This is a genomic window from Streptomyces sp. D2-8 (assembly GCF_023184515.1).
Taxonomy (GTDB): Bacteria; Actinomycetota; Actinomycetes; order Streptomycetales; family Streptomycetaceae; genus Streptomyces.
Genome location: NZ_JAAHBP010000003.1, coordinates 302925 through 328179, shown reverse-complemented (window position 1 = coordinate 328179; position 25255 = coordinate 302925). Strand labels below are relative to the sequence as shown.

The following is a 25255-nucleotide window of genomic DNA, read 5'->3' as shown; positions in this document are numbered from 1 at the left end:
ACGTCAGGCTCCACGAAAGGCCCTTGCGCACCATGAAGACCATCACCCACTGGATCGACGGCAAGCCCGTCGAAGGCACCTCCGGCCGGTTCGGCCCCGTCTACAACCCGGCGTCCGGCGCCCAGGAGAAGCAGGTCGCGTTCGCGTCCGTCGACGAGGTGGATGCCGCGGTCGCCTCGGCCAAGGCCGCGTTCGAGAGCTGGGGTGAGTCCTCCCTGGCCAAGCGCACGGCGATCCTGTTCAAGTACCGCGAGCTGCTGGACGCCCACCGCGACGAGATCGCCGGGCTGATCACCGCCGAGCACGGCAAGGTGCACTCCGACGCGCTCGGCGAGGTCGCGCGCGGCATGGAGATCGTGGAACTCGCGTGCGGCATCTCCGTCCAGCTCAAGGGCGAGCTGTCCACCCAGGTCTCCACCCGGGTCGACGTCGCCTCGATCCGCCAGCCGCTGGGCGTCGTCGCGGGCATCACACCGTTCAACTTCCCGGCGATGGTGCCGATGTGGATGTTCCCGCTGGCGATCGCCTGCGGCAACACGTTCGTGCTGAAGCCGTCGGAGAAGGACCCGTCGGCCTCCTACCGCCTGGCCGAGCTGGCCACCGAGGCGGGACTGCCGGAGGGCGTCCTGAACATCGTGCAGGGCGACAAGACGGCCGTGGACCGCATCCTGGAGCACCCGGACATCGAGGCGGTGTCCTTCGTCGGCTCGACGCCGATCGCCAAGTACATCCAGCTGAAGGCCGTGGAGCACGGCAAGCGGGTGCAGGCCCTGGGCGGCGCCAAGAACCACATGCTGGTCCTGCCCGACGCCGACCTGGAGCTCGCCGCCGACCAGGCGATCAACGCGGCGTACGGCTCGGCGGGCGAACGCTGCATGGCCGTGTCGGTGGTCGTGGCCGTGGGTGACATCGGTGACGAACTGGTCGGCAAGATCGCCGAGCGTGCGAAGAACCTGCGGATCGGCCCGGGCGACGACCCGGCGTCCGAGATGGGCCCGCTGATCACCCGCGAGCACCGCGACAAGGTGGCCTCGTACGTGGCGTCGGCCGCCGGGCAGGGCGCCGAGGTCGTCGTCGACGGCACGGGCTTCTCGGTCGAGGGACACCCCGAGTGTGCGGACGGCTTCTTCCTCGGCGTCTCGCTGCTGGACCGGGTGCCGCTGACGGCGGACGCGTACCGGGATGAGATCTTCGGGCCGGTGCTGTGCGTGGTCCGGGCCGAGACCTACGACGACGCCATCAAGCTGATCAACGACTCCCGCTGGGGCAACGGCACCGCGATCTTCACCCGGGACGGCGGCGCGGCGCGCCGCTTCCAGATGGAGGTCAAGGCCGGCATGGTCGGCGTCAACGTGCCGATCCCGGTCCCCGTCGGCTACCACTCCTTCGGCGGCTGGAAGGACTCCCTCTTCGGCGACCTGCACATCTACGGCAACGACGGCATCGCCTTCTACACGCAGGGCAAGGTCATCACCACGCGCTGGCCGGACCCGTCCGACGGCGGCATCAACCTCGGCTTCCCGAGCAACTCCTGACACCCGAGGGGGTTCATCCATGGCGAAGACCGGTGGCCGGGCCCGTACCACGGCCGCCCACGCGCTCGGTTCGCTGGACTTCGCCCTGGACCGGGGCAGTCCCGTGCCGCTCTACCACCAGCTCGCGCAGCAGCTGGAGGCGGCGATCGAGCACGGGGTCCTCGCCCCGGGGAACCTCCTGGGCAACGAGGTCGACCTGTCGGTGCGCCTCGGCCTGTCCCGCCCCACCGTCCGCCAGGCCATCCAGTCCCTCGTCGACAAGGGGCTGCTGGTCCGGCGGCGCGGGGTGGGCACGCAGGTGGTGCACAGCCAGGTCAGACGGCCGCTGGAACTGAGCAGCCTCTACGACGACCTGGAGGCGGCCGGACAGGCGCCGACCACCGAGGTCGTGCGCCACGAGGTCGTCCCGGCCTCCTGCGACGTGGCCGCCGCCCTCGGTGTGCCCGAGGGCGGCGAGGTGGCCGTCCTGGAGCGGGTGCGCCGCACGCACGGCCGTCCGGTGGCGCTGCTGTGCAACTACCTGCCGGTGTCCCTGCTGGATCTCGACGGCGCCCGCCTGGAGTCGACCGGTCTGTACCGCATGATGCGCTCGGCGGGCATCACCCTGCACAGCGCCCGCCAGACCATCGGGGCCCGCGCGGCGACCGCCGAGGAGGCGTCCCGCCTGGACGAGCAGGAGGGCGCGGCGCTGCTCACCATGCAGCGCACGGCGTACGACGACACGGGCCGCCCGGTCGAGTACGGGACGCACCTCTACCGGGCCGCGCGCTACACGTTCGACTTCCAGTTGCTGGTGAGGCCTTGACCGGACACCGCATCCGGGTGCAAAGTCGTACATATACACCGTAAACATACGGTGCCACCCGACGCGAGAGTGCTGGCATGGCCCGCAGGAGGAAGTCGACGAACGCGCGAGGAGCCGGCTCCTCGTGGGCGCCCTCGACCGTCCTCGTCACCGGCGGGGCCGGTTTCATCGGCAGCCACACCTGCGTGGAACTGCTGGACCACGGCTACGAAGTGATCGTGGTCGACGACTACTCCAACAGCACACCGCAGGTCTTCGCCCGGGTGGAACGGATCGCCGGCCGCTTCGTCGGCGCCGTCTACGAGCTGGACATCCGTGATCGGCACGCCCTCTCGGCCGTTTTCGACCGACACTCCGTGGACGCCGTCGTGCACTTTGCCTCGCACAAGGCGGGGGGCCTGTCGACACGGATGCCCGTTACGTACTACGACACCAACGTCGGCGGCACCACCGCCCTGCTGCGGACCATGCACGAGCACGGGGTGCACCGGCTGGTCTACGCGTCCTCCTGCTGGCTCTACGGCGACGCCGGAGGCGGCCCGCTCGACGAGGCCACCCCGATCCGGCCCGGGACGCCGTACGCGTCCTCGAAGTGGATCTGCGAACAGATCCTCGCGGACGTGTGCCAGCGCCATCCCGAGTACACCGTGCGGTGCCTGCGCTACCCCGTCCCGGCGGGGGCCCACCCCAGCGGACTCATCGGCGAGAACCCGCGCCACACCGAGAACCTGCTGCCGTACCTCGCCCAGGTTGCCGTCGGCCGGCGCGAGAAGCTCTCCGTCTACGGTGACGACTACCCGACCCGCGACGGCACCGGGATCCGGGACTATCTGCACGTCATGGACACCGTCGAGGCGCACCGCGTCGCGCTGGACCACCTGGCCGGCCCGCCGGGCATGCAGGTGTACAACCTGGGTGCGGGAACGGGGAGTTCGGTCCTCGACGTCATCACGGCCTTCACCCGGGCCAGCGGCAGGTCGATTCCGTACGACATCGCGCCCCGCCGCCCCGGAGACGTCGCCGAGCTGGTCGCCGACGCGACGGCCGTGGGGCACGCCTGGGGCTGGCATCCCACCCGGGATCTCGCCGACGTGTGCCTGGACGCCTGGCGCTTCCAGCGGCTCAACCCGCACGGTTACGAGGACACCGCGCGGCGGCCGGAGACGAAGGAGTAGGCCGCCATGCGGCCCCCGCCGACCGGCAGAGGCGGCCCGGCCCGACGCCTGTCGGCCGGCTACGTCGTCCTGATCGTGATTCTCACCGTTCCGTACGTGTCCGTTCCCGCCCTGCGTACGCCGCTGTGGGCCCTCATCGGGCTGGCCGGGGTCGCGGCCGTCCTGACCGGGGTGCGGGTCCGCCACCCCCCTCGGCCCCGGCCGTGGCTGCTGCTCGCCGCCGGGCTGCTGGCCTTCACCGCGGGCGGCACCTTCTCCCCCGCGCAGGAGGCGTACCTCTCCACGTCGAACCCGGTCCCGTCCTGGGCGGACGCCTGCCGGCTCGCCGTGTTCCCACTGATCGCCATGGGCCTGTCCGGTCTGCTGCGCTACCGCTGGACGGGCCGTGACCTGCCCGGCCTGCTCGACGCCCTGGTCATCACCGGCGGGCTCGCGCTGCCGGTGTGGGTCTACCTGGTGCAGCCGCTGGCCCGGCAGGAGGGTCTGACCTGGCAGCAGCGTGCGATCAGCGTCGCCCTTCCGCTCGGGGACATCCTGGTGCTGGCCCTGCTGGTCCGGCTGCTCTCGCGCTGCCCCGCCCCCGGCGCCGGCCGGGCCGGCCGGCTGCTCGTCCTGGGCGCGCTCACCCTGTTCGGCTTCGACATCGCGCACGGCATCCTGCGGCTCAACGGCTCCTGGCAGGCGGGCACGCTGCTGGACGTCGGAGGCATCGCGTTCTGCACCGCCTGGGGCCTGGCCGCACTGCACCCCTCGATGGCCCGGCTGACCGCCCCGAACTCGCCGCCACAGTCGCCGCTGCCGCCCCGACGCCGGCTGCTGCTGCTCGCCGCGGCGACCCTGATCCCGCCCGCGATCCTCGTCCACGAGGAGAGCCTGGGCCTGGCCTACGACGCGACCGTGCTGGCCGCGTTCTCCGGGGCGCTGTTCCTACTGGTGATCCTCCGGCTCGCTCTGATGGTCGTCGCGCACCGCCGGGCCATGACGCGCGAGCTGGCCCTGCGCACCGCGGCCGCGTCCCTGGTCGGCACGTTCTGGCCGACGGAGATCGAGCAGGTCTGCGACGAGGCGGTCACCGACCTGTTCGGGCCGCAGGGCACGCACGTGACCCTGCTGCTGTCGGCCGCGGAGGCCCAGGACCTGTACACGCGTCTGGCGCACCGCCCCGCCTGGGTCGGCGGCCCCGTCGCCACGCGCGACCAGGCCGCCGAGGTGGCCCGGGGCCGCACCGTCATGGTTCCGGTCGACGATCTCGGGCCCGAGATCGCCGCCCGGCTCGGCGCGCTGCAGACCGCCCTGCTCTGCCCCATGGTCCAGCCCGAGCGGCCGGCCGGAAGCGAGCTCCCGGGCGCACTGCTGGCGGCCGGCTCCGAACGCCAGCTCAGCGAGATGCGCGGCTCCCTGGAACTGCTCGCCTCGCAGGCGGGGCTCGCGACGGAACGCATCGCTCTGCGGCGGGAAGTCATCCGCAAGGAGAACGAGGCCTACTTCCGCACGCTCGTGCACAACGCCTCGGACGTCATCCTCATCGTCGACGACGACACCACCGTCCGCTACGCCAGCCCGTCCGCGCCGAGCGTGTTCGGCAGCGCCGAACTCACCGGCATCCGGCTGCCGGACCTGGTAGACCCCCGGGAACGGGACCGGGCCGTCCGGACCCTGGCGGCCACGAGCGACAACGGCCCGCAGGAAGCGCACGACAGCTGGCGGGTGCTCCGGGACACGGACCGCATCGAGGTGGAGGTGCGCTGCCGCGACCTGCGCCGGGACCCGACCGTGGGGGGCCTGGTCGTCACCCTGCGGGACGTCACCGAGCAACGGCAGCTGGAGCAGGAACTCACCCGGAGGGCCTTCCACGACTCCCTGACCGGCCTGCCCAACCGCGCCCTGCTGCTGGAGCGGACCGAACGCGCGCTGCGCCGGGGCCACCGGGAGTCGACGAGCACCTGTCTGCTCTTCGTCGACCTGGACGACTTCAAGATCGTCAACGACACGCTCGGCCACTCGGTCGGCGACCGGCTGCTGTGTGCCGTGGCCGAGCGCCTGTCGGGGACGCTGCGCCGTACCGACACCGCGGCGCGGCTCGGCGGCGACGAGTTCGCCGTGCTGATGGAGGACGCGGAGCAGCCCCTCGACGCCGAAGTGCTGGCCGCCCACGTGGTCCGGACGCTGAGCCGGCCGTTCCATCTGGACGTGGAGACGGTGAGCGTCTCGGCCAGCGTCGGCGTGGCCACGGCTCAGGACAGCACGAACGCCGGGGACCTGCTGGCACTGGCCGACCTGGCCCTCTACGCGGCCAAGACGTCCGGCAAGCGCACCTGGCGCCGGTTCCGGCCCCAGCAGCGGATTCGTGTGGTGGAGCGGCACGACCTGCAGGCACGGCTCGACCAGGCCGTCGCCAAGGAGCAGTTCGGCGTGCGCTATCAGCCGGTGGTGGACATCGCGCGCGGCGACGTCGTGGGATTCGAGGCCCTGCTCCGCTGGCCGGAGTTCGGGCCCGACCCGGTACCCCCGGGCCAGTTCATCCCGCTCGCCGAGGAGACCGGGCACATCTCGGCGCTGGGCGCCTGGGTGCTGCGCAGGGCCACGGCCGACCTCGCCCGGCTCCAGCACCGCACGCCGGGGTTCGGCCCGCCGTACCTCAGCGTCAACGTGTCGGCCCGGCAGTGGCGGGACACCAGCTTCCTGGACGAGGTGTGCACCGCCCTGGACACCACCGGCCTCGCCGCGGGCACGCTGCAACTGGAGCTCACCGAGTCGGTGCTCATGCGGTGGACCGAGCAGATCGGTGCGCAGATCCAGGCGCTGAAGGACCGCGGGGTGCGTATCGCGGTCGACGACTTCGGCACCGGGTTCTCCTCGCTGCGCTATCTCCGTGACTTCCCCATCGACGTACTGAAGATCGACAAGTCGTTCATCGACGGCATCCCGCAGGACCCCCAGCAGGTCGCCCTGGTCGAGGGCATCGTCCATCTCGCCGACACCCTGGGCCTCCAGGTGATCGCCGAGGGCATCGAGGAGGAGCCGCAGCAGGAACTGCTGGCGGACATCGGATGCCGGTACGGACAGGGCTTCCTGTTCGCCCGGCCCTTGACCCTGGAGCAGAGCGAGGCCGTGCTGCGGCAGCGGAACGACGGGCGGCGGGAGGCGAGTTGAGGGCGAGGACCGCCGGCTTCACCAGCGGGCCGTCGGACTTCGCCGGCTCCACGGGGACGCCGGTGACAGTCCGAACGCCGTCTCCACCAGCGCGATGTGGCTGAACGCCTTGGGCGCGTTGCCCAGTTGACGGCCCGCGACCGGGTCCCACTGCTCGGCCAGCAGACCGACGTCGTTGCGGGTGGCGAGGACCCGCTCGAAGGCCTCCTGGGCCTGCCGGCGGTGCCCTGTGGCGGCGAGGGCGTCGGCGTACCAGAGGGAGCAGGAGACGAAAGTGCCCTCGGCGTCGTCCGCTTCACCCGACCCGGCGCCCTGTGTGTACCGCCGGACGAACCCCCCGTGATCGAGCCGGCTCAGTGCGCGCACGGTGCCGGACACCCGCTCGTCGCGGGCGGGCAGGAACCCGACCCGGGGGATGAGCAGCGCCGAGGCGTCCAGGCCGGGTGCTCCGTAGGACCGCACGAAGGACCGCTGGGCGGTGTCCCAGCCCTCCCGGCAGACCTCCCGGTGCACCTCGTCGCGCATGGCCCGCCACTGCCCGGAGGAGCCGTTGCGCCCGAGCAGCTCGCCCATGCGCACGGCGCGGTCGGCGGCCACCCACGTCATGACCTTGGAGTGCACGAACTGGCGTCGCCGGCCGCCCACCTGCCACAGGCCCTGGTCCGGTTCGCGCCAGTGCCGCAGCAGGAATCCCATGAGCGACTCGACCAGCTCCCACACATGGGCCGGCATCGGGATCCCGGCACGCAGCGACAGCCACAGCGTGTCCATGACTTCGCCGTACAGGTCCAGCTGGAAGCAGCTGACCGCCGAGGTCCCGAACCTCACGGGCTGGGAGCCCTCGTAGCCGGGCAGCCAGGGTGCCTCGGTCTCGGGCAGCAGCCGCTGCCCCTTGACGCCGTAGACCGTCTGCAGGTCGGCGGGGTCACCCGCGATGGCCCGCACCAGCCAGTCCAGCCAGGCCGTGGCCTCGTCCCGGTATCCACTGCGCAGCAGGCAGGACAGGGTCCGGCTGGAGTCGCGCAGCCAGCAGAACCGGTAGTCCCAGTTGCTCTCACCGCCGATGCGTCCGGGCAGCGAGGTGGTGGGGGCGGCGACGATGCCGCCCGTGGGGGCGTAGGTGAGGGCCTTGAGGGTGATGAGGGAGCGCACCACGGCGTCCCGCCACGGTCCCTGGTAGCGGCACTGGGCGGCCCAGCGGCGCCAGAAGTCGACGGTCTCCTTCACGGCGGTCTCCGCCGGGACGGACATGGGCGAGGGCGGGGCGGGGCGGTGCGAGGGGGTCCACCCCAGGGTGAGGGCGAACCGGCGCCCGGCCGTGACGGTGAATTCCCAGACGGTGGCGTCCTGGTCGCCCCGGTCCCGCACATGGCCGTCGGCGCCGAGCCAGACGGCGTCCGGGCCGGCGACCGCGACGGTGCAGTGGCCGACGTCCCGGACCCAGGGCACGATCCGGCCCTGGTGGAAGCGGAGCCGCAGGTCGCTGCGCAGGTCCACGGTGCCGGACAGGCCCTCGACGAGCCGGACGATGCACGGCACGTCGGCCCGCGGAGGCATGACGTCGGTGACGCGCACCGTCCCCGTGGGGGTCTCCCAGACGGAGTCGAGGACCAGCGTGTCGGCGCGATAGGAGCGGCGCGTGCAGCAGCCGCCGGAGACGGGGGCCAGGCGCCAGCGTCCGTTGTCCTCGGTGCCCAGCAGGGCCGCCAGGCAGGCCGGGGAGTCGAAGCGCGGCAAGCAGAGCCAGTCGATCGACCCGTCCCGGCCGACCATGGCGGCCGTCTCCAGATCGCTGACGAGGGCGTATTCCTCGATGGGTGCATTCATGATCGGGGGCTACGCCGACGTGCACTTTGCCTCCTTCCAGCCTACGCCGGACAAAGCACCCGGCACAGGCTTCCCCGGCCGCGGGAGAAGCACAGCTCTTGACCTCAGGGACAAAAGGGGCAAGATGTACGTATACGCCGTAAATATATGGCGTCTCCTCCACGGGGGACGCTCCACCGGAAGACACGGCATCATGACAAATACGCAGAATCTGACCGAGCACCCCTCCTTCGTCGCCCAGGCCGGCAGCAACGGCTCCGCGCACGCCGACCGGGCCGCACACCCCCTGCGCCGGTCCGGGGACCGTCCGCCGCCCCGCGCCACCGTGAGCCTGGTCGTCCCCGCCCGCAACGAGGCGCGCAACATCCCCTGGGTCTTCGAGCAGATCCCGGACTGCGTCGACGAGGTCATCCTGGTCGACGGGGACTCCGTCGACTGCACGGTGCACATGGCGACCCGGTGCCTGCCGACCGTCCGCCACGTCGAGCAGAGCGGCCCGGGCAAGGGCAACGCCCTGCGCACCGGCTTCCTCTCCGCGACCGGCGACCACATCGTGATGATGGACGCGGACGGCAGCATGCTCCCCGGGGAGATCCCGCACTACCTGCACTTCCTCGACAACGGCTTCGACTTCGTCAAGGGCTCCCGGTTCATCGCCGGCGGCGGCTCCCTCGACATCACGCGCATCCGGCGGCTCGGCAACCAGATGCTGCTGGCCGCCGTGAACCACCTCTACGACGCCAAGCTGACGGACCTGTGCTACGGGTTCTGCGCCTTCCGCCGGGACTTCCTCGACGACCTCGACCTGCACTCCTCGGGGTTCGAGATCGAGACCGAGATGATCGCGCACGCCCTGCGTTCGGGACTGCGCATCGCCGAGGTCCCGAGCCTCGAACTGCCCCGGCGCAGCGGACGTTCCAACCTGCACGCGATCTCGGACGGCCGCCGGGTGCTGCGCACGCTGCTGTCCGAGCGGCCCGGGGCCCGGACCGCCACACGCTCCGGCGGGAGCCCGGCATGAGCGCCACCCGGCGCCCGGCGGCCGCTTCCCGCCCCCCGGCGACGCATCCAGGTCCGGCCGGGCCGGCGTACGCGCCGGTCGGGGTCGTCGACATGGATCTGACGCGACCCCACGAGTTCCGCCGGCCCGGGGGCCCGGGACCGGTCCGCCCGACGGGACCGGTGCTGGCCCTGGTGCGGCTGCGCGGCCGCCCCCTGGGGCTGGTCACGGCGGCCGGCGAAGAGGGCGGCACGCCCGAGGACCTGTGGCGGTCGGCGGCGGACACGGCGCGGGAGCGGTTCCTGCTCCCGCGCACGGGAGGGTTCGCCCGGGCACCCGTGCTCGCGCCGCCGTCCATGAGCGTGATCGTCGCGACGCACAACCGGCCACGGATGCTCGGGGAGTGCCTGAACTCCCTGCTGCGGGTGGACTATCCGCACTTCGAGGTGATCGTCGTGGACAACGCCCCGGCCGACGACGCGGCCGAGCGGCTGGTCCGCGACGTGTACGGGAGCCGGGTCCGCTACGTCCGGGAGCCGGTGGCGGGCCTGGCCCACGCGCACAACCGGGGCCTGGCCGCCGCCCGCTGCGAGATCGCCGCCTTCACCGACGACGACACCCTGGTCGACCCGGGCTGGCTCACCGCGATCGCGGAGGGCTTCGCCCGGGAGCCCGGTGTCGGCTGCGTCACCGGACTCATCCTCCCGGCCGAGCTGGAGACCGCGGCCCAGGCGGCGCTGGAGCGCCATGGCGGTTTCGCCAAGGGGTACGCACCGCGCACCTGGTCCCTGCGCAACCCGCCGAAGGACCCCCTGTTCCCGTTCACGGCGGGGCGCTTCGGCTCCGGCACCAACATGGCCTTCCGCAGGTCCGCGCTGCGGGCGCTGGGCGGCTTCGACCCGGCCACGGGCACCGGAACGCCGGCCCACGGCGGCGACGACCTGCTCGCCTTCTTCCGGATCCTGACGGCCGGTCACACCCTGGCCTATCAGCCGGACGCGATCGTCTGGCACCGCCACCGCCGCACACAAGACGCCCTGGACGCCCAGGCGTTCGGCTACGGGGCCGGGCTCGGCGCGTACCTCACCGGCGCCCTGGTGAACGAGCCCCGCATGATCCCGGCCCTGCTGCGCAGGCTGCCCCGGGGCGTCCGGTACGCCCTGGCCCGGACGCACCGTGCAGCGGAGGCGGACACCACCCGGACGCGACGGCTCGCCCGCCTGGAACTGCGCGGCCTGCTGTACGGGCCGATCGGCTATCTGCGCAGCCGCCGGCGGAACCACACCGCCAGCGCCGGGGCCTGAGGAGAGACCGTGTACACGACCCAGGACACCATGCCCGAGGAGACAGCCGACAGACCCGCGGCCGCGGACACACCCGGCCGGGGGCGGTCGCTGACCTCGGCGGTGCGCGCCGGGATCGGCCGTGTCCTGCCCAGCGAGCCGCTGGTGCGCAACGGCCATCTGCTGGCGATCGGTTCCCTGGTCAACGCGGGAGTCGGCGCGATCTTCTGGTTGTTCGCCACCCACTGGTACGACGACGAGGTCGTGGGCGTGAGTTACTCCGCCCTGTCCGCGTCCCTGCTCCTGGCCAACATCGGCCAGCTCAATCTCAACGACTTCCTGATCCGGTTCCTGCCCTGCTCCGGACGCCATACCCGCAGACTGCTGCTCACCTGCTACGCGGTGACCGCCTCGTGGAGCGCCGTGGTCTGCCTCGTCTTCGTCCTGCTCGTGCCCGCCATCTCGCCCGAACTGGCCTTCCTGCGGGACCCCCTGGTCGCCGTCTGGTTCGTGGCGGCGACGGCCGCGTACACCATCTTCGTCCTGCAGGACGGGGCCCTGACGGCGATGCGCCGCCCCGGCTGGGTCGTGGCGGAGAACCTGGTCTTCGCCTTCGTCAAGATCGCGCTGCTCGCCGGTGGTGCCCTCCTGGTCCTGAAGACCGGGATCCTGCTGTCCTGGGCGGGAGGCCTGCTCATCTCCCTCCTCGTGGCCAACTACCTCCTGCTGCGGCGGGCGGTGCCGCGCCACGAGCGGGAGAACCCGGACGCCGTGCGCCCGCCGCGGCTGCTCAGCTACGCGGCGGCCGACTACACGGGCTCCCTGTTCCGGATGGCCGCCTACACGCTCGTGCCCCTGATGGTGCTGAACGCCCTCGGGGCGAAACAGAGCGCCTACTTCTCACTCGCCTGGATCATCGGCTACGTGCTGTTCCTGGTGGTGCGCAACATGGGCAGCTCGCTGGTCGTCGAGGCGGTGCGCCGACCCGAACGGCTCGCGGAGCACGGGCTGCGGGTGCTGCGCCACTCCGGGATGATGCTGGCCGCCGGTGTCGCCGTGATCGTCGCCGGGGCCCCGTGGATCCTGAAGCTGTTCGGGCCGGGCTACGCCGAGAACGGCACCACCCTGCTGCGTCTGCTGGCCCTCTCCGCACTGCCCAACCTGGTGTTCAGCGTGACCGTGGACGTGCTGCGGGCCCGACGCCGCATGCGCCTGGTGGTGGGGCTCCAGATCGCGCTGTGCGTGCTGGTGCTGGGCATGGTCCAGCTCCTGCTGCCGGTGTTCGGCGTGACGGGTGCCGGTATCGCCTGGCTGGCGGCCGAGTGTCTGATCGCCGCGCCCCTGCTGATCTGGCGGTCCCGCTGGCTGGACCCCGCAGCCGGGATGCACGTCACGACCTCCGGGAGTACCTCATGAACACCGCACCGAGCCTCTCGGTCGTCGTGTGCGCCTACACGCTCGACCGCTGGGAGGATCTGCAGGCCGCCATCACCTCCGTCCAGTCCCAGCGCCGTCCGCCGGACGACGTCGTGCTGGTCGTCGACCACTGCCCGGAACTCCACCGGCTCGCAGGCCGTCTGCTGCACGGCGTCCGGGTGCTGCCCAACCAGCAGCGCAAGGGCCTGTCCGGCGCCCGGAACACCGGCGTCGAGGCGGCCGTCGGGGACGTGGTGGCCTTCCTCGACGACGACGCGACCGCCCACCCCTCCTGGGCGGACCGCCTGCTGGCCGACTACCGCGACCCGCGGGTCCTCGGGGTCGGCGGGCTCGTCGTCCCCTGGTGGGAGACGGACCGGCCCGCCTGGTTCCCCCCGGAGTTCGACTGGGTGGTCGGCTGCGCGTACCGCGGTCTGCCCGAAGAACGCGCGCCGATCCGCAACTTCATCGGGGCCAACATGTCCTTCCGCAAGGACACGCTCCGCACGGCCGGCGGCTTCCGCACCGACCTGGGGCGGGTGGGCACGCGGCCCCTGGGCTGCGAGGAGACGGAACTGTGCCTGCGCATCAGCTCCCGCCGCCCGGACGCGGTACTGCTCTACGACCCCTCGGCCGCCGTCCGGCACCGGGTCCCCGCCGCACGCGCCACGTGGTCGTACTTCCGGTCGCGCTGCTACGCCGAGGGACTCTCCAAGGCCCTGGTGGCCCGGTACAGCGACGGCCCCGCCTCCCTGTCCAGCGAGCGCGCCTTCCTCACGTCGACCATCCCGCGCGCCTTCCGTGAGGCCCTGCGCCCGGGCCGGTCCGCTCCGGTGCGTACCGCCCTCGCTCTCGCTCTCGGTGTCGGCGCCACCGCCCTCGGATACGTCGTGGGCTCGGTACGCGCCCGGCGCGCCTCCGTCCCCGCCGGACCGGCCTACCACGCACCCGTGAAGGGGAGCCCGGCATGACGTACCAGCCCGTTCCCGTCTTCGTGTATCACTCGGTATCCGCCGACCCGCCCTCGTGGATCGCCCCGTTCACCGTGTGCCCGCGTGTCTTCGCCGAGCAGCTCGACCTGCTCGCGGAGCACGGCCGGGAGGTCGTCCCGCTGCGGCGCCTGACCGCCGCGCTGCGCGGCGGTCCGCCGCTGCCGGCCCGGTCGGCCGTGCTGACCTTCGACGACGGGTTCGCCGACTTCCACTCCACCGTGGCGCCGCTGCTCGCCGCCCGGGGGCTGCCGGCGACCCTCTACGTCACGACGGGCGCGCTGGGCGGACTGTCCTGGCCGCCGGAGAAGGGCAGTCTCCTCCCGCCCGCGCCGATGCTGACCTGGCGTCAGGTACGGGAGCTGGACCCGCTCGTCGAGATCGGCGGGCACACCTTGAGCCACCCGCAGCTGGACACCGTCCCCCGGCAGGCCGCCCGGGAGGAGGTCGAGGGTTGCAAGGCCCGTCTGGAGGACGCCCTCGGGCATCGCGTCGACGCCTTCGCCTACCCCCACGGCTACTCCGACCGCACGGTCCGCCGGCTGGTGGACGAGGCGGGCTGGACCTCGGCGACGGCCGTCCGGTACGGCTTCAGCTCCGGCGCGGACGAAGTGCTGCGCATCGCCCGGCTGATGGTGCGTGCCGACACCGCACGGGACCGGTTCCTGGCCTGGGTCCAGGGCACCGGGGCGCCCGTCGCGCCGTTCCCCGAGCGGGTCCGGACACGGGCCTGGCGAGGCTACCGGCGGCTGCGGGCCGGCATCGACCGCCCCTACCCGTCGCTGCCCACGCCCGCTCGGTGAGGCTCCTTCACTCCTGCCAGACGCGCACCCAGTCCACCGTCATCCGGGCCGACTCCACCGAGGGGGGCGGCGACTTCGGCACTCCGACGGCGAGATTGACCAGAACCTCCATGGGCACGTGCGGGATCCGCTCGGGCTCGGTCACCCGGAAGCGCCGGACCCCGTCGACGTACCAGCTCACCTCGTCGGGGGTCCAGAGCATGCCGAACACGTGGTGCTCGTCCGGGAACGGGACGGGGCCGTAGGTGCCGCGGGCCCGCTCCTCGCCGTCGGGGCTGCGCCAGTGCGCGTACATGAAGACCCGGTCGGTGCCGCCGAGGAACTCCATGATGTCGAGCTCGGGGGGCGTGAACTTGGACGCGGGCATCATCCAGAACGCCGGGAACATGCCCGCCTGTCCGGGGATGCGGATGGACGCCTCGAAGTATCCGTAGGTGAAGACGTGCCGGGGGTCGCCGTACCAGTCGTCCCGGCCGGTCGAGATCATGCCGGACCGCCAGGGGTACGTCTTGTCGTCGCTGCCCCGTGTCTCGCGCCGCTCGGCGTCCAGGCTGAGCAGGCCGTCGCGGACGGACACCTGGCCGGGCAGGTACCACTGCTTCTCGTCGTTGCCGCTGTTGGTGCAGCCGTCCTGGTTCCAGTCGTAGCAGGTCGCCCAGCGGTCGGTGTCGAGTTCCGAGCCGTCGAACTCGTCGTGGAACGTCAGTTTCCAGTCCTGCGGCACGGGCTTCGGCCTGGACACCTCCGCGTCCGGATCGGTGGCGCCGCAGCCCAGGGCCAGCACCAGTGCCAGCGCGGCCAGGGCGGGGCGCAGTCGTCGCGCGCGCACGGGGCTACCGCCGTTTCCCGGCCGTCACGGCGGCGGTGAGCCGGCGGGCGGCGAAGCCGGTGCCGGCGACGAACCGCAGCAACGGCCCGAAACTCGGGGCCGCCGCAAGCCCGGTGAAGTACAGGCCGGGCGTCGAGGACTCGAACCCGGAGGTCAGCACCGGCGCTCCGGCGAAGACCCGCAGCGACTGTCTCAGGCCCGGATCGAGAAGGTCCAGGCGGCGGATGTCGACCCGGTAGCCCGTGGCGGCCAGGACGTGGTCGACCACGATGTCCTCCGGCCGGCCGTACTCGTCGAGCAGCCGCAGCCGGACCACCCCGTACCCCGGCTCGGCGCGGACCAGCGTGCGGCCGCACAGGACCGGGAACCGGCCGGCCGCCCGCTCCTTCAGCCACCAGGCCCCGGACGGTCGCGGTACGGTGCGCAGCAACTCCATGCGCAGCGGCGCGGGGAGGCGGCGGTAGGCCGCCCCGCCCCGGCTGACGGCACCCAGCAGCGGGCGTCCGCGGCCGAGCGGGGAGCCGGGCCCCCGCAGCCGGGACCGGTCGCCCGTTCCGTTCGGCGGCGGGGGGTCGAAGACCACGGCCGACGTGCGGGCCACGACGGTGGGCCGGGCCCGGGCCTCGTACAGCAGGGTCGCGAACTCGAGGGCGGACTGCCCGGCCCCGAGGACGGCCACGCGCTCCCCGGTGAAGCGGCGCAGATCCCGGTGCTGACTGGTGTGCGAGGCGAGCCCTTCCTCGGCGCACGCCCGCAGCGCCCGGGGGACGTAGGCGTAGGGCACCGCGCCGGTGGCGAGTACCACGGAGGCGGCGAGCGGTTCCTCACCGGAGTCGAGGAGCAGCCGGAAGCCGCCCTCGGCGGCGCGGATCCGGCGTACCCGGCACGGCTCCAGTTCGGGCACCAGATGCTCCTGGAACCAGCGTCCGTAGTCGACGTACTCGGCGAGCGGCACCGGACGGTTGTCGTCGGCCCCGGCCAGGCCACGGGCCGCGCGGAAGTCCGCGAGGGCGTAGCCGTGCCGCGGTGTCGCGATCGCCGAGGCGGCCGGGCCGGTCTGCAGGAGCATGCCGTCGGGCATGTGGGCCCGCCACGACTCCATGGTCTGCCCGAAGACGCGCAGCCGTACCGGGGCGGCCTGCAAGTGGCAGGCGGTGGCCAGGCCGTACGGACCGGCTCCGACGACGGCGACGGTGCCCCGGTCGCCCGGCGGGCCGGGGCTCCGCGGCCGCGGGGGCGGGGTTCCGGGTGCCGTCCGTGCCGTGGTGCCCGGCTCGTGCTGGCTGTCCGTCGCCGGGGCGGGCCGGGTGCCGGGGGGTGACGGTGCGTCGTCCGGGGCGGTGGGCCGCGCGCCGGGCCGGCGACTGCCCGGTGTGGGCAGCAGCGCCAGCAGCGAGGTCATGGCCGCGAGGGTGCTGATCACCCGCGTGGTGGTGAAGGTTTCGCTGAGGTAGAACGGCTCCACCGCGAGGACCGCCAGGCACAGGCTGAGCAGCACGGCGAGGAACGCGGTCTCCACGACGAACGGCCAGCCCCTCTCGTGCCAGGGCGTGGGCCTCGCCCACCGCGTGGCCGCGAACCCCGGGCACAGCAGCAGGAACACGCAGACGACCAGCGTGCGCCAGACGCCCGCGCCGGGCAGGGCCAGGGTCGCGGCGAGCGCGAGCCAGCCGGACAGCGCGAGTGCGATGCGCAGCGGCCATCTCCAGCGCGGCGGAAGGCTCAGGGGGAGGGTGGTCATGGCGCCTCTCCCGCGTCTGGGTTCTGGTAGCGGAAGACCACGGCGTCCTCGTTGCGGAACACGCGCACGAAGCCCCAGGTGTTCGACATCGCCTCGTCCATACGCCGCATGGTGTCGGCGGGCAGCGTCCCGTTGAGGTAGCACTCGGCGGCCTGGGCGCGGCTCAGCACGATGTAGGCCGGTTCGCGCACGGTGGCACCGTCGATGAACGGCTCCATCCCCTCGATCGGGTTGTCCACCAGCCGCTGGCGCACCTTCAAGTCCTGTTCGTTGAGCTGGATGCGCGGATGCTTGTCGTAGTTCATCTCCAGGCCGGGCACGTCCGACGTGAGGGAGACGATGAGGGACCCGGGAGGCGTGGTGGCCGTGACGAAGTGAGTGGCCGCCACCTCCTGCTTCGTGAAGTAGTTGGCCGACTCCTTGCCGTAGTAGCCGAAGAGCAGCCCGCCGAGCATCGCCAGCAGCAGCGGGGCGACCAGGAACACGCGCAGCCGTGGGTGTCTTCGGGACTCGAACAGCAGGGCCGAGATGAGCAGGGCGGCGGCAGGCAGCGCGAACAGGTAGGCGCGGAAGATCATCTCGCCGCCGTAGGAGTTCGCGATCAGGACCGGCATGGGGGCCAGGACGAGCAGCGGCATGCCGGTACGGCGGATCCAGCGGCGCCTGACGAAGGCGAGGGCCGCCAGCAGGAACACCGCGGCGGACAGGCCGCGGTCGATCCAGGAGACCTGTACCTGCCCGGGCGCGGCGGCACCCAGGGTCGCCAGTCCGGAGACCACGTTGGAGTCGGGTTCCAGCAGCGCGCCGACGAACTCGCTCAGATTGGCCGAGACGAACGGGCGCGCGACGGTGGCGTCCCAGACGACGGTCAGCAGCACCCCGGCGCCCAGCACCGGCAGCAGCACCCGCCGGTTGCGGCGCGGGAGGGACAGGGCGACCAGGGCGCTGACCATCATCAGCGGGGTCAGCGGGTGCGAGCAGACGATCACGCCCATGATCAGCACGACGAGCAGGAATCTGCCGACGGGCCATGCCCTGGCCCGGTCGCCCGGTGGCCGCTCGGCGAAGGCCCGCAGCTGACCCATCAGGAGGGCGATCAGGGTGACGAAGAGCAGGAACGCGAACGCCTGGGGCGCGAAGTAGTCCTGCCCGACCCACGAGCAGGAGTAGAAGATCCAGACTGCTCCCCAGATCAGCCTCCGGTTCGTGGTCACGGCCCGGTAGATCAGCAGCAGCGGGGCGAGCAGCAGGACGTTGTTGACGGGCGGGGCCCACACCGCGTAGCCGAGCGCCGACTCCAGGCCGGTGGCCTGCACCACCAGTGCGTTCAGGTGGAAGAAGCCCGGCCATTGGTCGTAGACGTCGAGTTTCTCCGCGCCGGGCACGCTGCCGCCGTTGCGGATCATGGCGTCCACGACGGCGACGTGCTTCCACGCCCAGCCGTAGCGCAGGGTGGGGTACAGCAGCGCGGGGGTGGCGTGCAGGATCGCGATCAGACCGAGGACGTAGGCGGCGAACCAGCCGCCCCGGGTCCGCCGGTCGGACAGGGCCACGCAGAAGCCGACGGCGAGCAGCCCGAGGGCGACCCAGAAGAGCACCGGAAGCACCTGGAGCAGGCCCAGGTCGGTCATGGCGTTCAGATTCACGTGGCGCAGGGAGAGCAGCCACAGGACGAGCGCGAGGGGCAGGGCGGCCCGGACCGCCCACTGCGGTGCCGTCGTCCGCCGCCGGCCCGACGACCCGACCGGCGTCCCATCGGGTCGCCTCGTCTCCAGGGGAGCACGCGGCGCCCACTGACCGATCGTCAGCGGCGAACGCTTGCCCATGGATATGCCTCCCGCACAGCGGGTGCGACGACCGGGCCAAGGGCGCCATCCGCGGCGCTTCCTCCATCGGCACACACCAGCGATCCATGCCGCCAATATGCGGCATAAGTGCTAAAAGTTACGTTACTGCCGTTTGCTGCGACCGGCAGCGCGGATGGACCGACCGTCAGAGGAGAGCAGTGACACCACGAGTGATGACGCCGTCCCGGCCGGTGCACCGCATGCGGACGTCGCTCGTCGCCGCCTCCACCGCCCTCGCGGTGCTCCTCCCGGTCGCGGGCTGCGGTACCTCGGACGAGGGCGGCGGCGTCCCCCGGCCGGACCACATCGTGGTGGTCGTCGAGGAGAACCGGGGCTACGAGGACATCATCGGCTCGCCCGAGGCCCCGTTCCTCAACGAACTGGCCCGCAAGGGCGCCAATCTGACCCAGTTCTTCGCCATCACCTATCCGAGCCAGCCGAACTATCTGGCCCTGTTCTCCGGTTCCACGCAGGGCGTCGACAACGACTGCCCGAACGATTTCTCCTCCCGCAACCTCGCCTCCCAGCTGCTGCAGGCCGACCTGACGTTCACCGGCTACGCGGAGAGCCTGCCGAGCGTCGGTTTCGAGGGCTGCACCAGCGGCCCCTACGTGCGCCGGCACACGCCGTGGGTGAACTTCACCAACCTGCCCGACTCCGTCAACCGCCCGTGGACGGACTTCCCGGAGGACTTCTCGGACCTGCCGGAGGTCTCCTTCGTCATCCCGAACCTCGACAACGACATGCACGACGGCGGCATCGAACGGGGCGACGCCTGGCTGCGGAAGAACCTCGGGGACTACGCGGACTGGGCGATGACCAACAACAGCCTGCTGGTGGTCACCTGGGACGAGGACGAGGGCGGCGAGGACGAGGACAACCACATCCCGACCGTCGTCGTCGGCGAGCAGGTGAAGCCGGGCGACCACGACCAGCCCAACAACCTGTACGGGCTGTTGCGCACCATCCTGGACGCCTACGACCTCGACCCGCTCGGCCACAGCGCCGAGGCCGAGCCCCTGGACATCTTCAAGGGCGACGGCTGACCGGCGCGGTCAGGCGTCCTGGAACCGGATCACGCGTTTGACGGCCGTGCGCAGTCCGCGCTCGACGGAGGAGACGGGCAGCCGTTCCCGCCAGTAGCGGGGGGACGGGCGGCCGACCGCTCCGAAGCCGGCCTTGAAGTGCTCCAGCGAGGATCCCGGGGCCGACTCCCCCAGGTCGAAGATCCGGCAGCCCTGCTCGCAGGCCTCCTCGATGGCGAGCCGGTACAGCAGCGGGGTCGCCCGGACCGGATGGGCGACATCGCGGTTCATGGCGGCCCGCCAGAACTTGGCGTGCGGGCCGTGCCGCAGGACGACGATGGACGCGGCGGGCTCCCCGGCGTTCCAGGCCACCCAGAGCGCGCAGGACGCGCCGAACCGGTCGGCCACCGCGGCCAGCCGCCCGGTGGGGAACTCCCGCCTCCTGCGCCACCGGGCCAGCACCGGCGGCTCGTGCTGCTGAGCGGCCCAGCGCTCGATGGACTGGTCGTACAGCTCCTGGAAGACGGGGACGAGCCGGCCGGTGCGGTCCACCTCCACGTCGAGGTGCGCCTTCTCGGCGCGTTTGACGTCTCGCCGGACCCGGGTGTGGAAGCGGTCCCGCCACACGGCGCCGAAGCCGCCGTCGAGGTCCACCGCCTGCGTCATGTGGGGTTCCAGCCGGAAGGCTCCCGGGGCGGCCCGCTGCCACACCTCCGCGCCCTGCGGCCGGAAGCGCACCCCGACGCGCAGGGCGGGCAGGCGCGCCAGGTCGTCGAAGACCGCCCGCGCCTGCTCGTACTCCGTCCCCTCGGGCGTCACCGGCCCGCCGATCCCCCATCCGGCCGGCCAGGACTCCTGCGCGTCCAGCCGGCGGGGACGCCGCTCCCTGCCGACGAGCGGCAGCACGATCCGGCTGCCGTCGGGGAACGCGTAGAGCCGGCTGGCGTCCCGGTACGGCCCGGTCGCACACAGGCAGTCGAGCCAGGTGGGCGTCTGGGTGACACAGATGTCCGGGTCCCGCGCGGCCAGTTCCCACCACGTCGCCCGCGGGGCCGGGGTGGTGACGTGCGCGGGGCCGGAGGCGGTGTCGATCAGGAGTTCGGCTGATGCGTTCACGGCGTTCTCCTGCGGTGACGTGGGCTCTGCGCCGCTGCTCGGGCGGGCGCCTCGCCCTCGTGCGCCAGTACCTCCCCGAGCACGGACACGACGTTGTCGGCGACCCATCGGTGGCTGCGCGCGTACCGGGCCGACTTCTCCAGGTTCCCCGCGACGTGCCACAGCCAGGTCAGCAGCGTCACGGCCGTCTCCGCCCGCGGGCCGGAGGGCAGGGCCCGCACGCCGGCGAGCAGCCGCCGGTCCTCGGGCAGCAGAGAGGCCCGCCGCACCACATCGGCCACGACCTCGCCGAACTCCCGCCCCGAGAGCTGGTGCCGCATGGTCAGCACGAAGGTGTGGCAGTCGAGCAGGGAAGGGCCGTCCGGGACCGCGCCCGCCCAGTCGATCACCCCGGACAGGGTCCCCCGGTGCTCCGACAGCAGCACGTTGCCGGGATGGAAGTCGCCGTGCGTCCACCCCACCAGCAGGTGGCGTCCGGCCAGATCGCGTTCCACCCGTTCACGTACGGCCGCCAGGGCCTGCGCGCCCTCGCCGTGGCGGCACCAGCGGACCTCCTCGGCGAGGACGGCCAGCCGGGGCTTCACCCAGTCCGTCAACCGGGCCGTCACCTCCTGCGTCCGCCCGGTGGCGCGATGCAGCTCGCGGATCGCCGTGAGGGCGGACACGGTGACCCGGCGGGCCAGCTCCGGCGAGCGCCGCAGCAGCACGTCGGCCTCCACACCGGGCAGGCAGGTCTCCACCAGCAGCGGCAGCGGCCCGTCCAGGCGCCGTTCCTCCACCACGGGAAGCAGCCGCCGCCACGCGCCGAGCCGCTCGTCCCGGGTCAGCTGCCGCACGGCCTCGCACTCGTGCGCCAGCGAGGCGGTCGCGCGGGCGCTGCGGGGATGCTTGACCAAGGCCGACTGCGCGTCGCCGGCGTCGAGCCGGAAGACGAGGAGATCGGAGAAGGTCCGCCGGGGCCGGTGCGGGTCACCCTCCGCGCCGAGCGAGGCCGTGAGCCTGCGGGCCGCCAGCGCGTCGACGGGACGCGTCAGAAGAGGGACGGGACGCAGGGGGAGAAGGCCCCTCAGCTCCTCGGTGAACGTCACCCGGCACTCCCTTCAGCCAGATGCACGCGAATAGCCTCATATCACCTCTTTTCATCTTCGGTGCAGCTCGACTGAGGTGCGACTCGGCCCGCATCGTGTATGTGTACGTCGTAGAAGAGCCGGCCCCGCCGGCCCCGTCCTTCGGCACACGAGGAGGCAGCATGGCGAACGGCCGTGGGCCACGCGAGGCCCGCCGCGCCAGCGACCGCGGCCACTACGGCCGGCTGAACCGGGAGCGGGTGCTGGCCAGCGCCCTGGCGCTGGTGGACCGTGAAGGGCTCTCGGCGCTCAGCATGCGCCGCCTCGGCACCGAGCTCGGCGTGGAGGCCATGGCGCTCTACCGGTACGCGGCGAGCAAGGACGCCCTGCTGGACGGGCTGGTCGAGGCGCTCTACCTGGAGCTGGAGGAGCGGCTGGCCGCCGACGCGGACGAGGATCCGGACTGGCGGGCCGGACTGCACCGGATCGCCCGCTCGACCTATGCCGTGTGTCTCACGCACCCGCGGGCGGTGCCGCTGCTGGCCACGCGTCTGCTGGCGGTCCCGCTGGCCCGGCGGCCCGCCGCGGTCCTGCGCGATCACGAACGGGTGCTGACCCTGCTGCGGGGCGCCGGTTTCGACACGTCGGCCGCGGCCGACGTGTTCCGCGCCTTCACGGCCTGGCTGCTGGGCTATGTGTCCGTGGAGCTGCGACCGACGGTGGACAACCCGGACGAGACCGACCCGGCCTTCCGCCTCGGACTGCACCGGCTGTCCGCGAAGGAACTGCCGATGCTGCGGGAGACGGCGGCCGCGCTCGCCGAGCAGGGCGGTCCTCAGGCCCTCGCGGCCGGGCTGGACGCCCTGCTCGACAGCTTCACGAACGGCTCCTCGCCCGCAGCATCCGGCTGAACGGCGTGTCCGGCCGCTCCAGGCGCTCCCCGTCCAGCGTGATGTCGACGATCTCGTTGAAGAAGGCGACGCGCCCCTGGATCACCGCCACCGCGGGCAGCGGCTCGGGATAGGTCCACACGAGGTTGGGCGGCACGTCGGCCTCGCCGCGCCAGGACCAGTAGGCGGCGGTGCCCTTGTAGGGGCATCCGGTGTGGTGGTCGGTGGCGTCGAACAGGTCGAGGCGGACGTCCTCGCGGGGGAAGTAGTACCGGGTGGGCAGGGAGGTCTCGAAGAGCAGGACGGGGGCGTGGCTGTCCGCGACGACCTGCCCGTCGATCTCGACCTGCACGTGCCGGCTGCTCGGCAGCGCATCGACGCGTTTGTGCGGGTCACGGGGGTGGATGAAGATCTCCTCGTCCTCCTCGTACCAGTGGTCGAGGCCCGAGTCGGTGCGCAGGAACCATTCGAAGGCGATGTGCCCGGCCAGGTCGTCGGTGGGGAACGTCCAGGCCGCGTTCTCGCGTGTCTCGCCGCCGGCGTCGAGGTCGTAGAAGATCCGGGAGCCGGTGTGGCTGCCGGTCCGCGGGCTCTTGGCCGGGCGGAGGAGGTCGGTGCGGACGTCCGCGCGCGGGAAGGCGTACTGCGGCACGGGCAGGTGGGGCTCCCAGACGAGCACCGGGTGCCGGCTGTCGACGACGGTGACGTCGCCCTTGCGGCCGCGCACCCAGCGCTCGCTGGGCTCCCACATGAGGCCTTCAGGGGTGGTTCTGATCGAACGGGCGGCGGGGTGGGCCGGGCGGGTGGTCATGGCCGGTGCTCCTTCCGGAGGTCCGGAGGCCGTTCCCCTCCACGGTCCCACGGTCTCAGTGCGCCGCGTCCAGCCGGGCGCGCTGCTCCGGGGTCAGCTCCAGGTCCACCGCCGCCAGGTTCTCCTCCAGCTGGGCCACCGAGGAGACCCCGGCCAGCGGAAGGACGGGCAGTTCGCCGCCGATCTGCCAGGCCAGCACGACCTGGTTGACGGTCGCGCCGGCCTCCCGGGCCACCTCGCGCAGGGCCGCCAGCCGGGCCGGGGTGCCGGGGTGGTCGAAGTCGGCGGGCAGCCGCTCCGGGCGGGCGTAGGCACCCTTGAGCAGCGGTGAGTACGCGACCAGGGTCAGGCCGGGCTCGGCCCTGAGGTAGCCGAGCAGGTCGGGGCCGGCGTGGCCGAGGCTGCCGTCCGGGAAGATGCCGCCGGGGACGTCGGTGCGGGGGCGCAGGTGGGTGTGCGCGTACTGGAGGACCTCGTAGCCGGGCAGTCCGGCCGCGGCGGCGAGGGCCCGGGCCCGTTCCACGCGCCAGACGGCGTGGTTGCTCACGCCGAGCAGTCCGACGGTGCCCTCGGCGACCAGGGCGGCGAAGGCCTCGACGGTCTCCTGGAGCGGGACGGTGTGGTCCTCGATGTGCGCGTACAGCAGGTCCAGTTTCGCGAGGCCGAGCCGCTCGCGGCTGCGGTCGGCGGACTCGCGGATCACCTTCGCGGACAGGCCCTCGGGGTGGTCGACGTAGCTGGTGCCGGGGGCCAGGGGGCGGGCGCCGAGCTTGGTCGCGACGACGATCTCGTCGCCGATGCCGCGGCTGCGCCGCCAGCGGCCGAGGAGTTCCTCGCTCTGGCCGCCCTGGCCGCCGTCGGTCCAGAACGCGTAGTTGTCGGAGGTGTCGATGAAGTTCCCGCCGGCCTCGACGTAGCGGTCGAGCACGGCGAAGGACGTCGCCTCGTCCGTCACCGAACCGAACAGCATGGTGCCGAGCGCGAGGACACTCACCTCGCGGCAGGTGGTGGGGTCCGTACCGATCGTGCGGTACTTCATGGCTGTCGCTCCCTCCCTCGTACCCCGGGCTTCGGGGCACGAAGGGGAGTCTTCAGCTTGGAGTGCTCTCGAGGTCAAGGGCGTACGCACAACGAAAAGAGCCCCGCAGGCATCGGCCTGCGGGACCCTTCACACCGTCGGGACGACAGGATTTGAACCTGCGACCCCTTGACCCCCAGTCAAGTGCGCTACCAAGCTGCGCCACGTCCCGGTGCGCGCCACCCGCGGTGAGCCGCGTGATCGCGCGAACAGCACCTTACCCCACACCCCTGGCCGCGCCGAAAACGGGCCGGGCGGGACAATCGGCGTATGGGCAGCACTGGAGAGACCTACCCGGGCCGGCCGGGCGACGCACGGGACCGCGACAGCGAGGGGCGGGCGCGCAACGCCCGGCCCCGGGACGGTCTCGGGCGGCCCCTGCCGTACGACGCCGACGGAGTGGCCCGGCAGCCCGAGGGCGTCGTCCGCACCCCGGAGGAGACCGTCGCGCAGGCGCAGCGGCTGCTGGACGAGGGCAAGCCGTTCCACGCGCACGAGGTCTTCGAGGACGCGTGGAAGTCGGGGCCCGACGAGGAGCGCGAGCTGTGGCGCGGCCTCGCCCAGCTCGCCGTGGGGCTCACGCACGCCGCCCGCGGCAACCTGACGGGCGGGGCCCGCCTGCTCCGGCGCGGGGCGGGCGCGGCCGAGGCCTGGGTGTCCGGCTCCGGGCGGACACTGCCGCACGGGATCGACGTGGCGAGCGTCGCCGCATGGGCACGGGAGCTGGCCGAGGACGTGGAGCGGCACGGCCGGCCGGTGGACGCGGGGGCGCGGGCCCCTCGGCTGCGGGGTGGGGCAGCCGGGCGCTGAGCCGGGACGCGCGCCGCGGAAGCCGGGGGGTGGCCACGCCACGGGGCGCTGCCCC

At 72.6% G+C, this 25255-nt stretch carries 20 protein-coding genes and 1 tRNA gene; 12 read left to right on the top strand and 9 right to left on the bottom strand.

Features of this window, described 5'->3' with window-relative positions:
* Positions 1-32: 32 nt before the first annotated feature.
* The 4 genes from G3I77_RS07845 (at position 33) to G3I77_RS07830 (ending at position 6668) form a co-directional block, all read left to right on the top strand.
* Positions 33-1535, top strand: coding sequence for a CoA-acylating methylmalonate-semialdehyde dehydrogenase (locus tag G3I77_RS07845; protein ID WP_248501886.1), 1503 nt, complete (start codon positions 33-35; stop codon positions 1533-1535).
* Between the two features lie 19 nt (positions 1536-1554).
* Positions 1555-2340, top strand: coding sequence for a GntR family transcriptional regulator (locus tag G3I77_RS07840; RefSeq protein ID WP_248501885.1), 786 nt, complete (start codon positions 1555-1557; stop codon positions 2338-2340).
* Between the two features lie 77 nt (positions 2341-2417).
* Complete coding sequence (gene galE / locus G3I77_RS07835) at positions 2418-3515, top strand: UDP-glucose 4-epimerase GalE (protein WP_248501884.1); 1098 nt, start codon at positions 2418-2420, stop codon at positions 3513-3515.
* 6 nt (positions 3516-3521) lie between these two features.
* Positions 3522-6668 carry a bifunctional diguanylate cyclase/phosphodiesterase gene (locus G3I77_RS07830; protein ID WP_248501883.1) on the top strand — a complete coding sequence of 1049 codons (3147 nt, stop codon included), beginning with the start codon at positions 3522-3524 and terminating at the stop codon, positions 6666-6668.
* Between the two features lie 18 nt (positions 6669-6686).
* On the opposite strand, the gene G3I77_RS07825 is transcribed toward G3I77_RS07830, so the two are convergent.
* The gene (locus G3I77_RS07825) at positions 6687-8495 is read right to left on the bottom strand and encodes a glycoside hydrolase family 15 protein (protein ID WP_248501882.1); all 1809 of its coding nucleotides are present in this window, start codon (positions 8493-8495) and stop codon (positions 6687-6689) included.
* A 193-nt stretch (positions 8496-8688) separates the two neighbouring features.
* On the opposite strand from G3I77_RS07825, the gene G3I77_RS07820 reads away from it, so the two are divergent.
* From G3I77_RS07820 to G3I77_RS07800, 5 genes are read left to right on the top strand one after another with little or no spacing between them, the layout of a single operon-like run.
* Positions 8689-9516 (top strand): glycosyltransferase family 2 protein, encoded by an 828-nt coding sequence (locus G3I77_RS07820; RefSeq protein WP_248501881.1) that lies wholly within the window; start codon positions 8689-8691, stop codon positions 9514-9516.
* Positions 9513-10799 (top strand): glycosyltransferase family 2 protein, encoded by a 1287-nt coding sequence (locus G3I77_RS07815; protein WP_248501880.1) that lies wholly within the window; start codon positions 9513-9515, stop codon positions 10797-10799. The genes G3I77_RS07820 and G3I77_RS07815 overlap by 4 nt, the downstream gene beginning before the upstream one ends.
* A 9-nt stretch (positions 10800-10808) precedes the next feature.
* Positions 10809-12194, top strand: coding sequence for a lipopolysaccharide biosynthesis protein (locus G3I77_RS07810; protein ID WP_248501879.1), 1386 nt, complete (start codon positions 10809-10811; stop codon positions 12192-12194).
* Positions 12191-13165 carry a glycosyltransferase family 2 protein gene (locus G3I77_RS07805; protein ID WP_248501878.1) on the top strand — a complete coding sequence of 325 codons (975 nt, stop codon included), beginning with the start codon at positions 12191-12193 and terminating at the stop codon, positions 13163-13165. The genes G3I77_RS07810 and G3I77_RS07805 overlap by 4 nt, the downstream gene beginning before the upstream one ends.
* On the top strand, positions 13162-13986 hold the full coding sequence (locus G3I77_RS07800) for a polysaccharide deacetylase family protein (RefSeq protein WP_248501876.1): 825 nt from the start codon (positions 13162-13164) through the stop codon (positions 13984-13986). Before G3I77_RS07805 ends, G3I77_RS07800 begins: the two co-directional genes overlap by 4 nt.
* 7 nt (positions 13987-13993) lie before the next feature.
* Here G3I77_RS07800 and G3I77_RS07795 read toward each other — a convergent pair whose 3' ends face one another.
* The 3 genes from G3I77_RS07795 to G3I77_RS07785 are packed head-to-tail and all read right to left on the bottom strand — an operon-like array spanning position 13994 to position 18382.
* Positions 13994-14815 (bottom strand): glycoside hydrolase family 16 protein, encoded by an 822-nt coding sequence (locus G3I77_RS07795; RefSeq protein WP_248501875.1) that lies wholly within the window; start codon positions 14813-14815, stop codon positions 13994-13996.
* A gap of 4 nt (positions 14816-14819) precedes the next feature.
* Positions 14820-16556, bottom strand: coding sequence for an NAD(P)-binding domain-containing protein (locus G3I77_RS07790; protein ID WP_308311364.1), 1737 nt, complete (start codon positions 16554-16556; stop codon positions 14820-14822).
* Entirely contained in the window at positions 16553-18382 is a 1830-nt protein-coding gene (locus G3I77_RS07785; RefSeq protein ID WP_248501874.1) for a glycosyltransferase, read from the bottom strand. The genes G3I77_RS07790 and G3I77_RS07785 overlap by 4 nt, the downstream gene beginning before the upstream one ends.
* Positions 18383-18561: 179 nt before the next feature.
* Between G3I77_RS07785 and G3I77_RS07780 the strand changes: the two genes are divergently transcribed.
* Complete coding sequence (locus G3I77_RS07780) at positions 18562-19449, top strand: alkaline phosphatase family protein (RefSeq protein ID WP_248501873.1); 888 nt, start codon at positions 18562-18564, stop codon at positions 19447-19449.
* A 9-nt stretch (positions 19450-19458) separates the two neighbouring features.
* On the opposite strand, the gene G3I77_RS40840 is transcribed toward G3I77_RS07780, so the two are convergent.
* Positions 19459-20544, bottom strand: coding sequence for a GNAT family N-acetyltransferase (locus G3I77_RS40840; RefSeq protein ID WP_248501872.1), 1086 nt, complete (start codon positions 20542-20544; stop codon positions 19459-19461).
* Positions 20541-21632 (bottom strand): aminoglycoside phosphotransferase family protein, encoded by a 1092-nt coding sequence (locus G3I77_RS07770; protein WP_248501871.1) that lies wholly within the window; start codon positions 21630-21632, stop codon positions 20541-20543. The genes G3I77_RS40840 and G3I77_RS07770 overlap by 4 nt, the downstream gene beginning before the upstream one ends.
* Before the next feature lie 161 nt (positions 21633-21793).
* Between G3I77_RS07770 and G3I77_RS07765 the strand changes: the two genes are divergently transcribed.
* Positions 21794-22522: a TetR/AcrR family transcriptional regulator gene (locus G3I77_RS07765; protein WP_248501869.1), complete on the top strand. Its 729-nt coding sequence runs from the start codon at positions 21794-21796 to the stop codon at positions 22520-22522.
* On the opposite strand, the gene G3I77_RS07760 is transcribed toward G3I77_RS07765, so the two are convergent.
* From G3I77_RS07760 to G3I77_RS07750, 3 genes are all read right to left on the bottom strand, one after another.
* Positions 22488-23312, bottom strand: a complete 825-nt coding sequence (locus G3I77_RS07760; RefSeq protein WP_248501868.1) for a DUF427 domain-containing protein — start codon at positions 23310-23312, stop codon at positions 22488-22490. The genes G3I77_RS07765 and G3I77_RS07760 overlap by 35 nt on opposite strands.
* Positions 23313-23367: 55 nt before the next feature.
* Entirely contained in the window at positions 23368-24351 is a 984-nt protein-coding gene (locus G3I77_RS07755; protein ID WP_248501867.1) for an aldo/keto reductase, read from the bottom strand.
* Between the two features lie 137 nt (positions 24352-24488).
* A tRNA-Pro gene (locus G3I77_RS07750) sits at positions 24489-24562 on the bottom strand.
* Positions 24563-24660: 98 nt separating this feature from the next.
* Between G3I77_RS07750 and G3I77_RS07745 the strand changes: the two genes are divergently transcribed.
* Complete coding sequence (locus tag G3I77_RS07745) at positions 24661-25200, top strand: DUF309 domain-containing protein (protein WP_248501866.1); 540 nt, start codon at positions 24661-24663, stop codon at positions 25198-25200.
* Positions 25201-25255 lie beyond the last annotated feature (55 nt).

Bases quoted from the DNA above. Each gene is read 5' to 3' on its own strand.
- G3I77_RS07845 (WP_248501886.1), top strand. From the start codon at position 33: ATGAAGACCATCACCCACTGGATCGACGGCAAGCCCGTCGAAGGCACC.
- G3I77_RS07840 (WP_248501885.1), top strand. From the start codon at position 1,555: ATGGCGAAGACCGGTGGCCGGGCCCGTACCACGGCCGCCCACGCGCTC.
- galE (WP_248501884.1), top strand. From the start codon at position 2,418: ATGGCCCGCAGGAGGAAGTCGACGAACGCGCGAGGAGCCGGCTCCTCG.
- G3I77_RS07830 (WP_248501883.1), top strand. From the start codon at position 3,522: ATGCGGCCCCCGCCGACCGGCAGAGGCGGCCCGGCCCGACGCCTGTCG.
- G3I77_RS07825 (WP_248501882.1), bottom strand. From the start codon at position 8,495: ATGAATGCACCCATCGAGGAATACGCCCTCGTCAGCGATCTGGAGACG.
- G3I77_RS07820 (WP_248501881.1), top strand. From the start codon at position 8,689: ATGACAAATACGCAGAATCTGACCGAGCACCCCTCCTTCGTCGCCCAG.
- G3I77_RS07815 (WP_248501880.1), top strand. From the start codon at position 9,513: ATGAGCGCCACCCGGCGCCCGGCGGCCGCTTCCCGCCCCCCGGCGACG.
- G3I77_RS07805 (WP_248501878.1), top strand. From the start codon at position 12,191: ATGAACACCGCACCGAGCCTCTCGGTCGTCGTGTGCGCCTACACGCTC.
- G3I77_RS07800 (WP_248501876.1), top strand. From the start codon at position 13,162: ATGACGTACCAGCCCGTTCCCGTCTTCGTGTATCACTCGGTATCCGCC.
- G3I77_RS07790 (WP_308311364.1), bottom strand. From the start codon at position 16,556: ATGACCACCCTCCCCCTGAGCCTTCCGCCGCGCTGGAGATGGCCGCTG.
- G3I77_RS07785 (WP_248501874.1), bottom strand. From the start codon at position 18,382: ATGGGCAAGCGTTCGCCGCTGACGATCGGTCAGTGGGCGCCGCGTGCT.
- G3I77_RS07765 (WP_248501869.1), top strand. From the start codon at position 21,794: ATGGCGAACGGCCGTGGGCCACGCGAGGCCCGCCGCGCCAGCGACCGC.
- G3I77_RS07760 (WP_248501868.1), bottom strand. From the start codon at position 23,312: ATGACCACCCGCCCGGCCCACCCCGCCGCCCGTTCGATCAGAACCACC.
- G3I77_RS07755 (WP_248501867.1), bottom strand. From the start codon at position 24,351: ATGAAGTACCGCACGATCGGTACGGACCCCACCACCTGCCGCGAGGTG.
- G3I77_RS07745 (WP_248501866.1), top strand. From the start codon at position 24,661: ATGGGCAGCACTGGAGAGACCTACCCGGGCCGGCCGGGCGACGCACGG.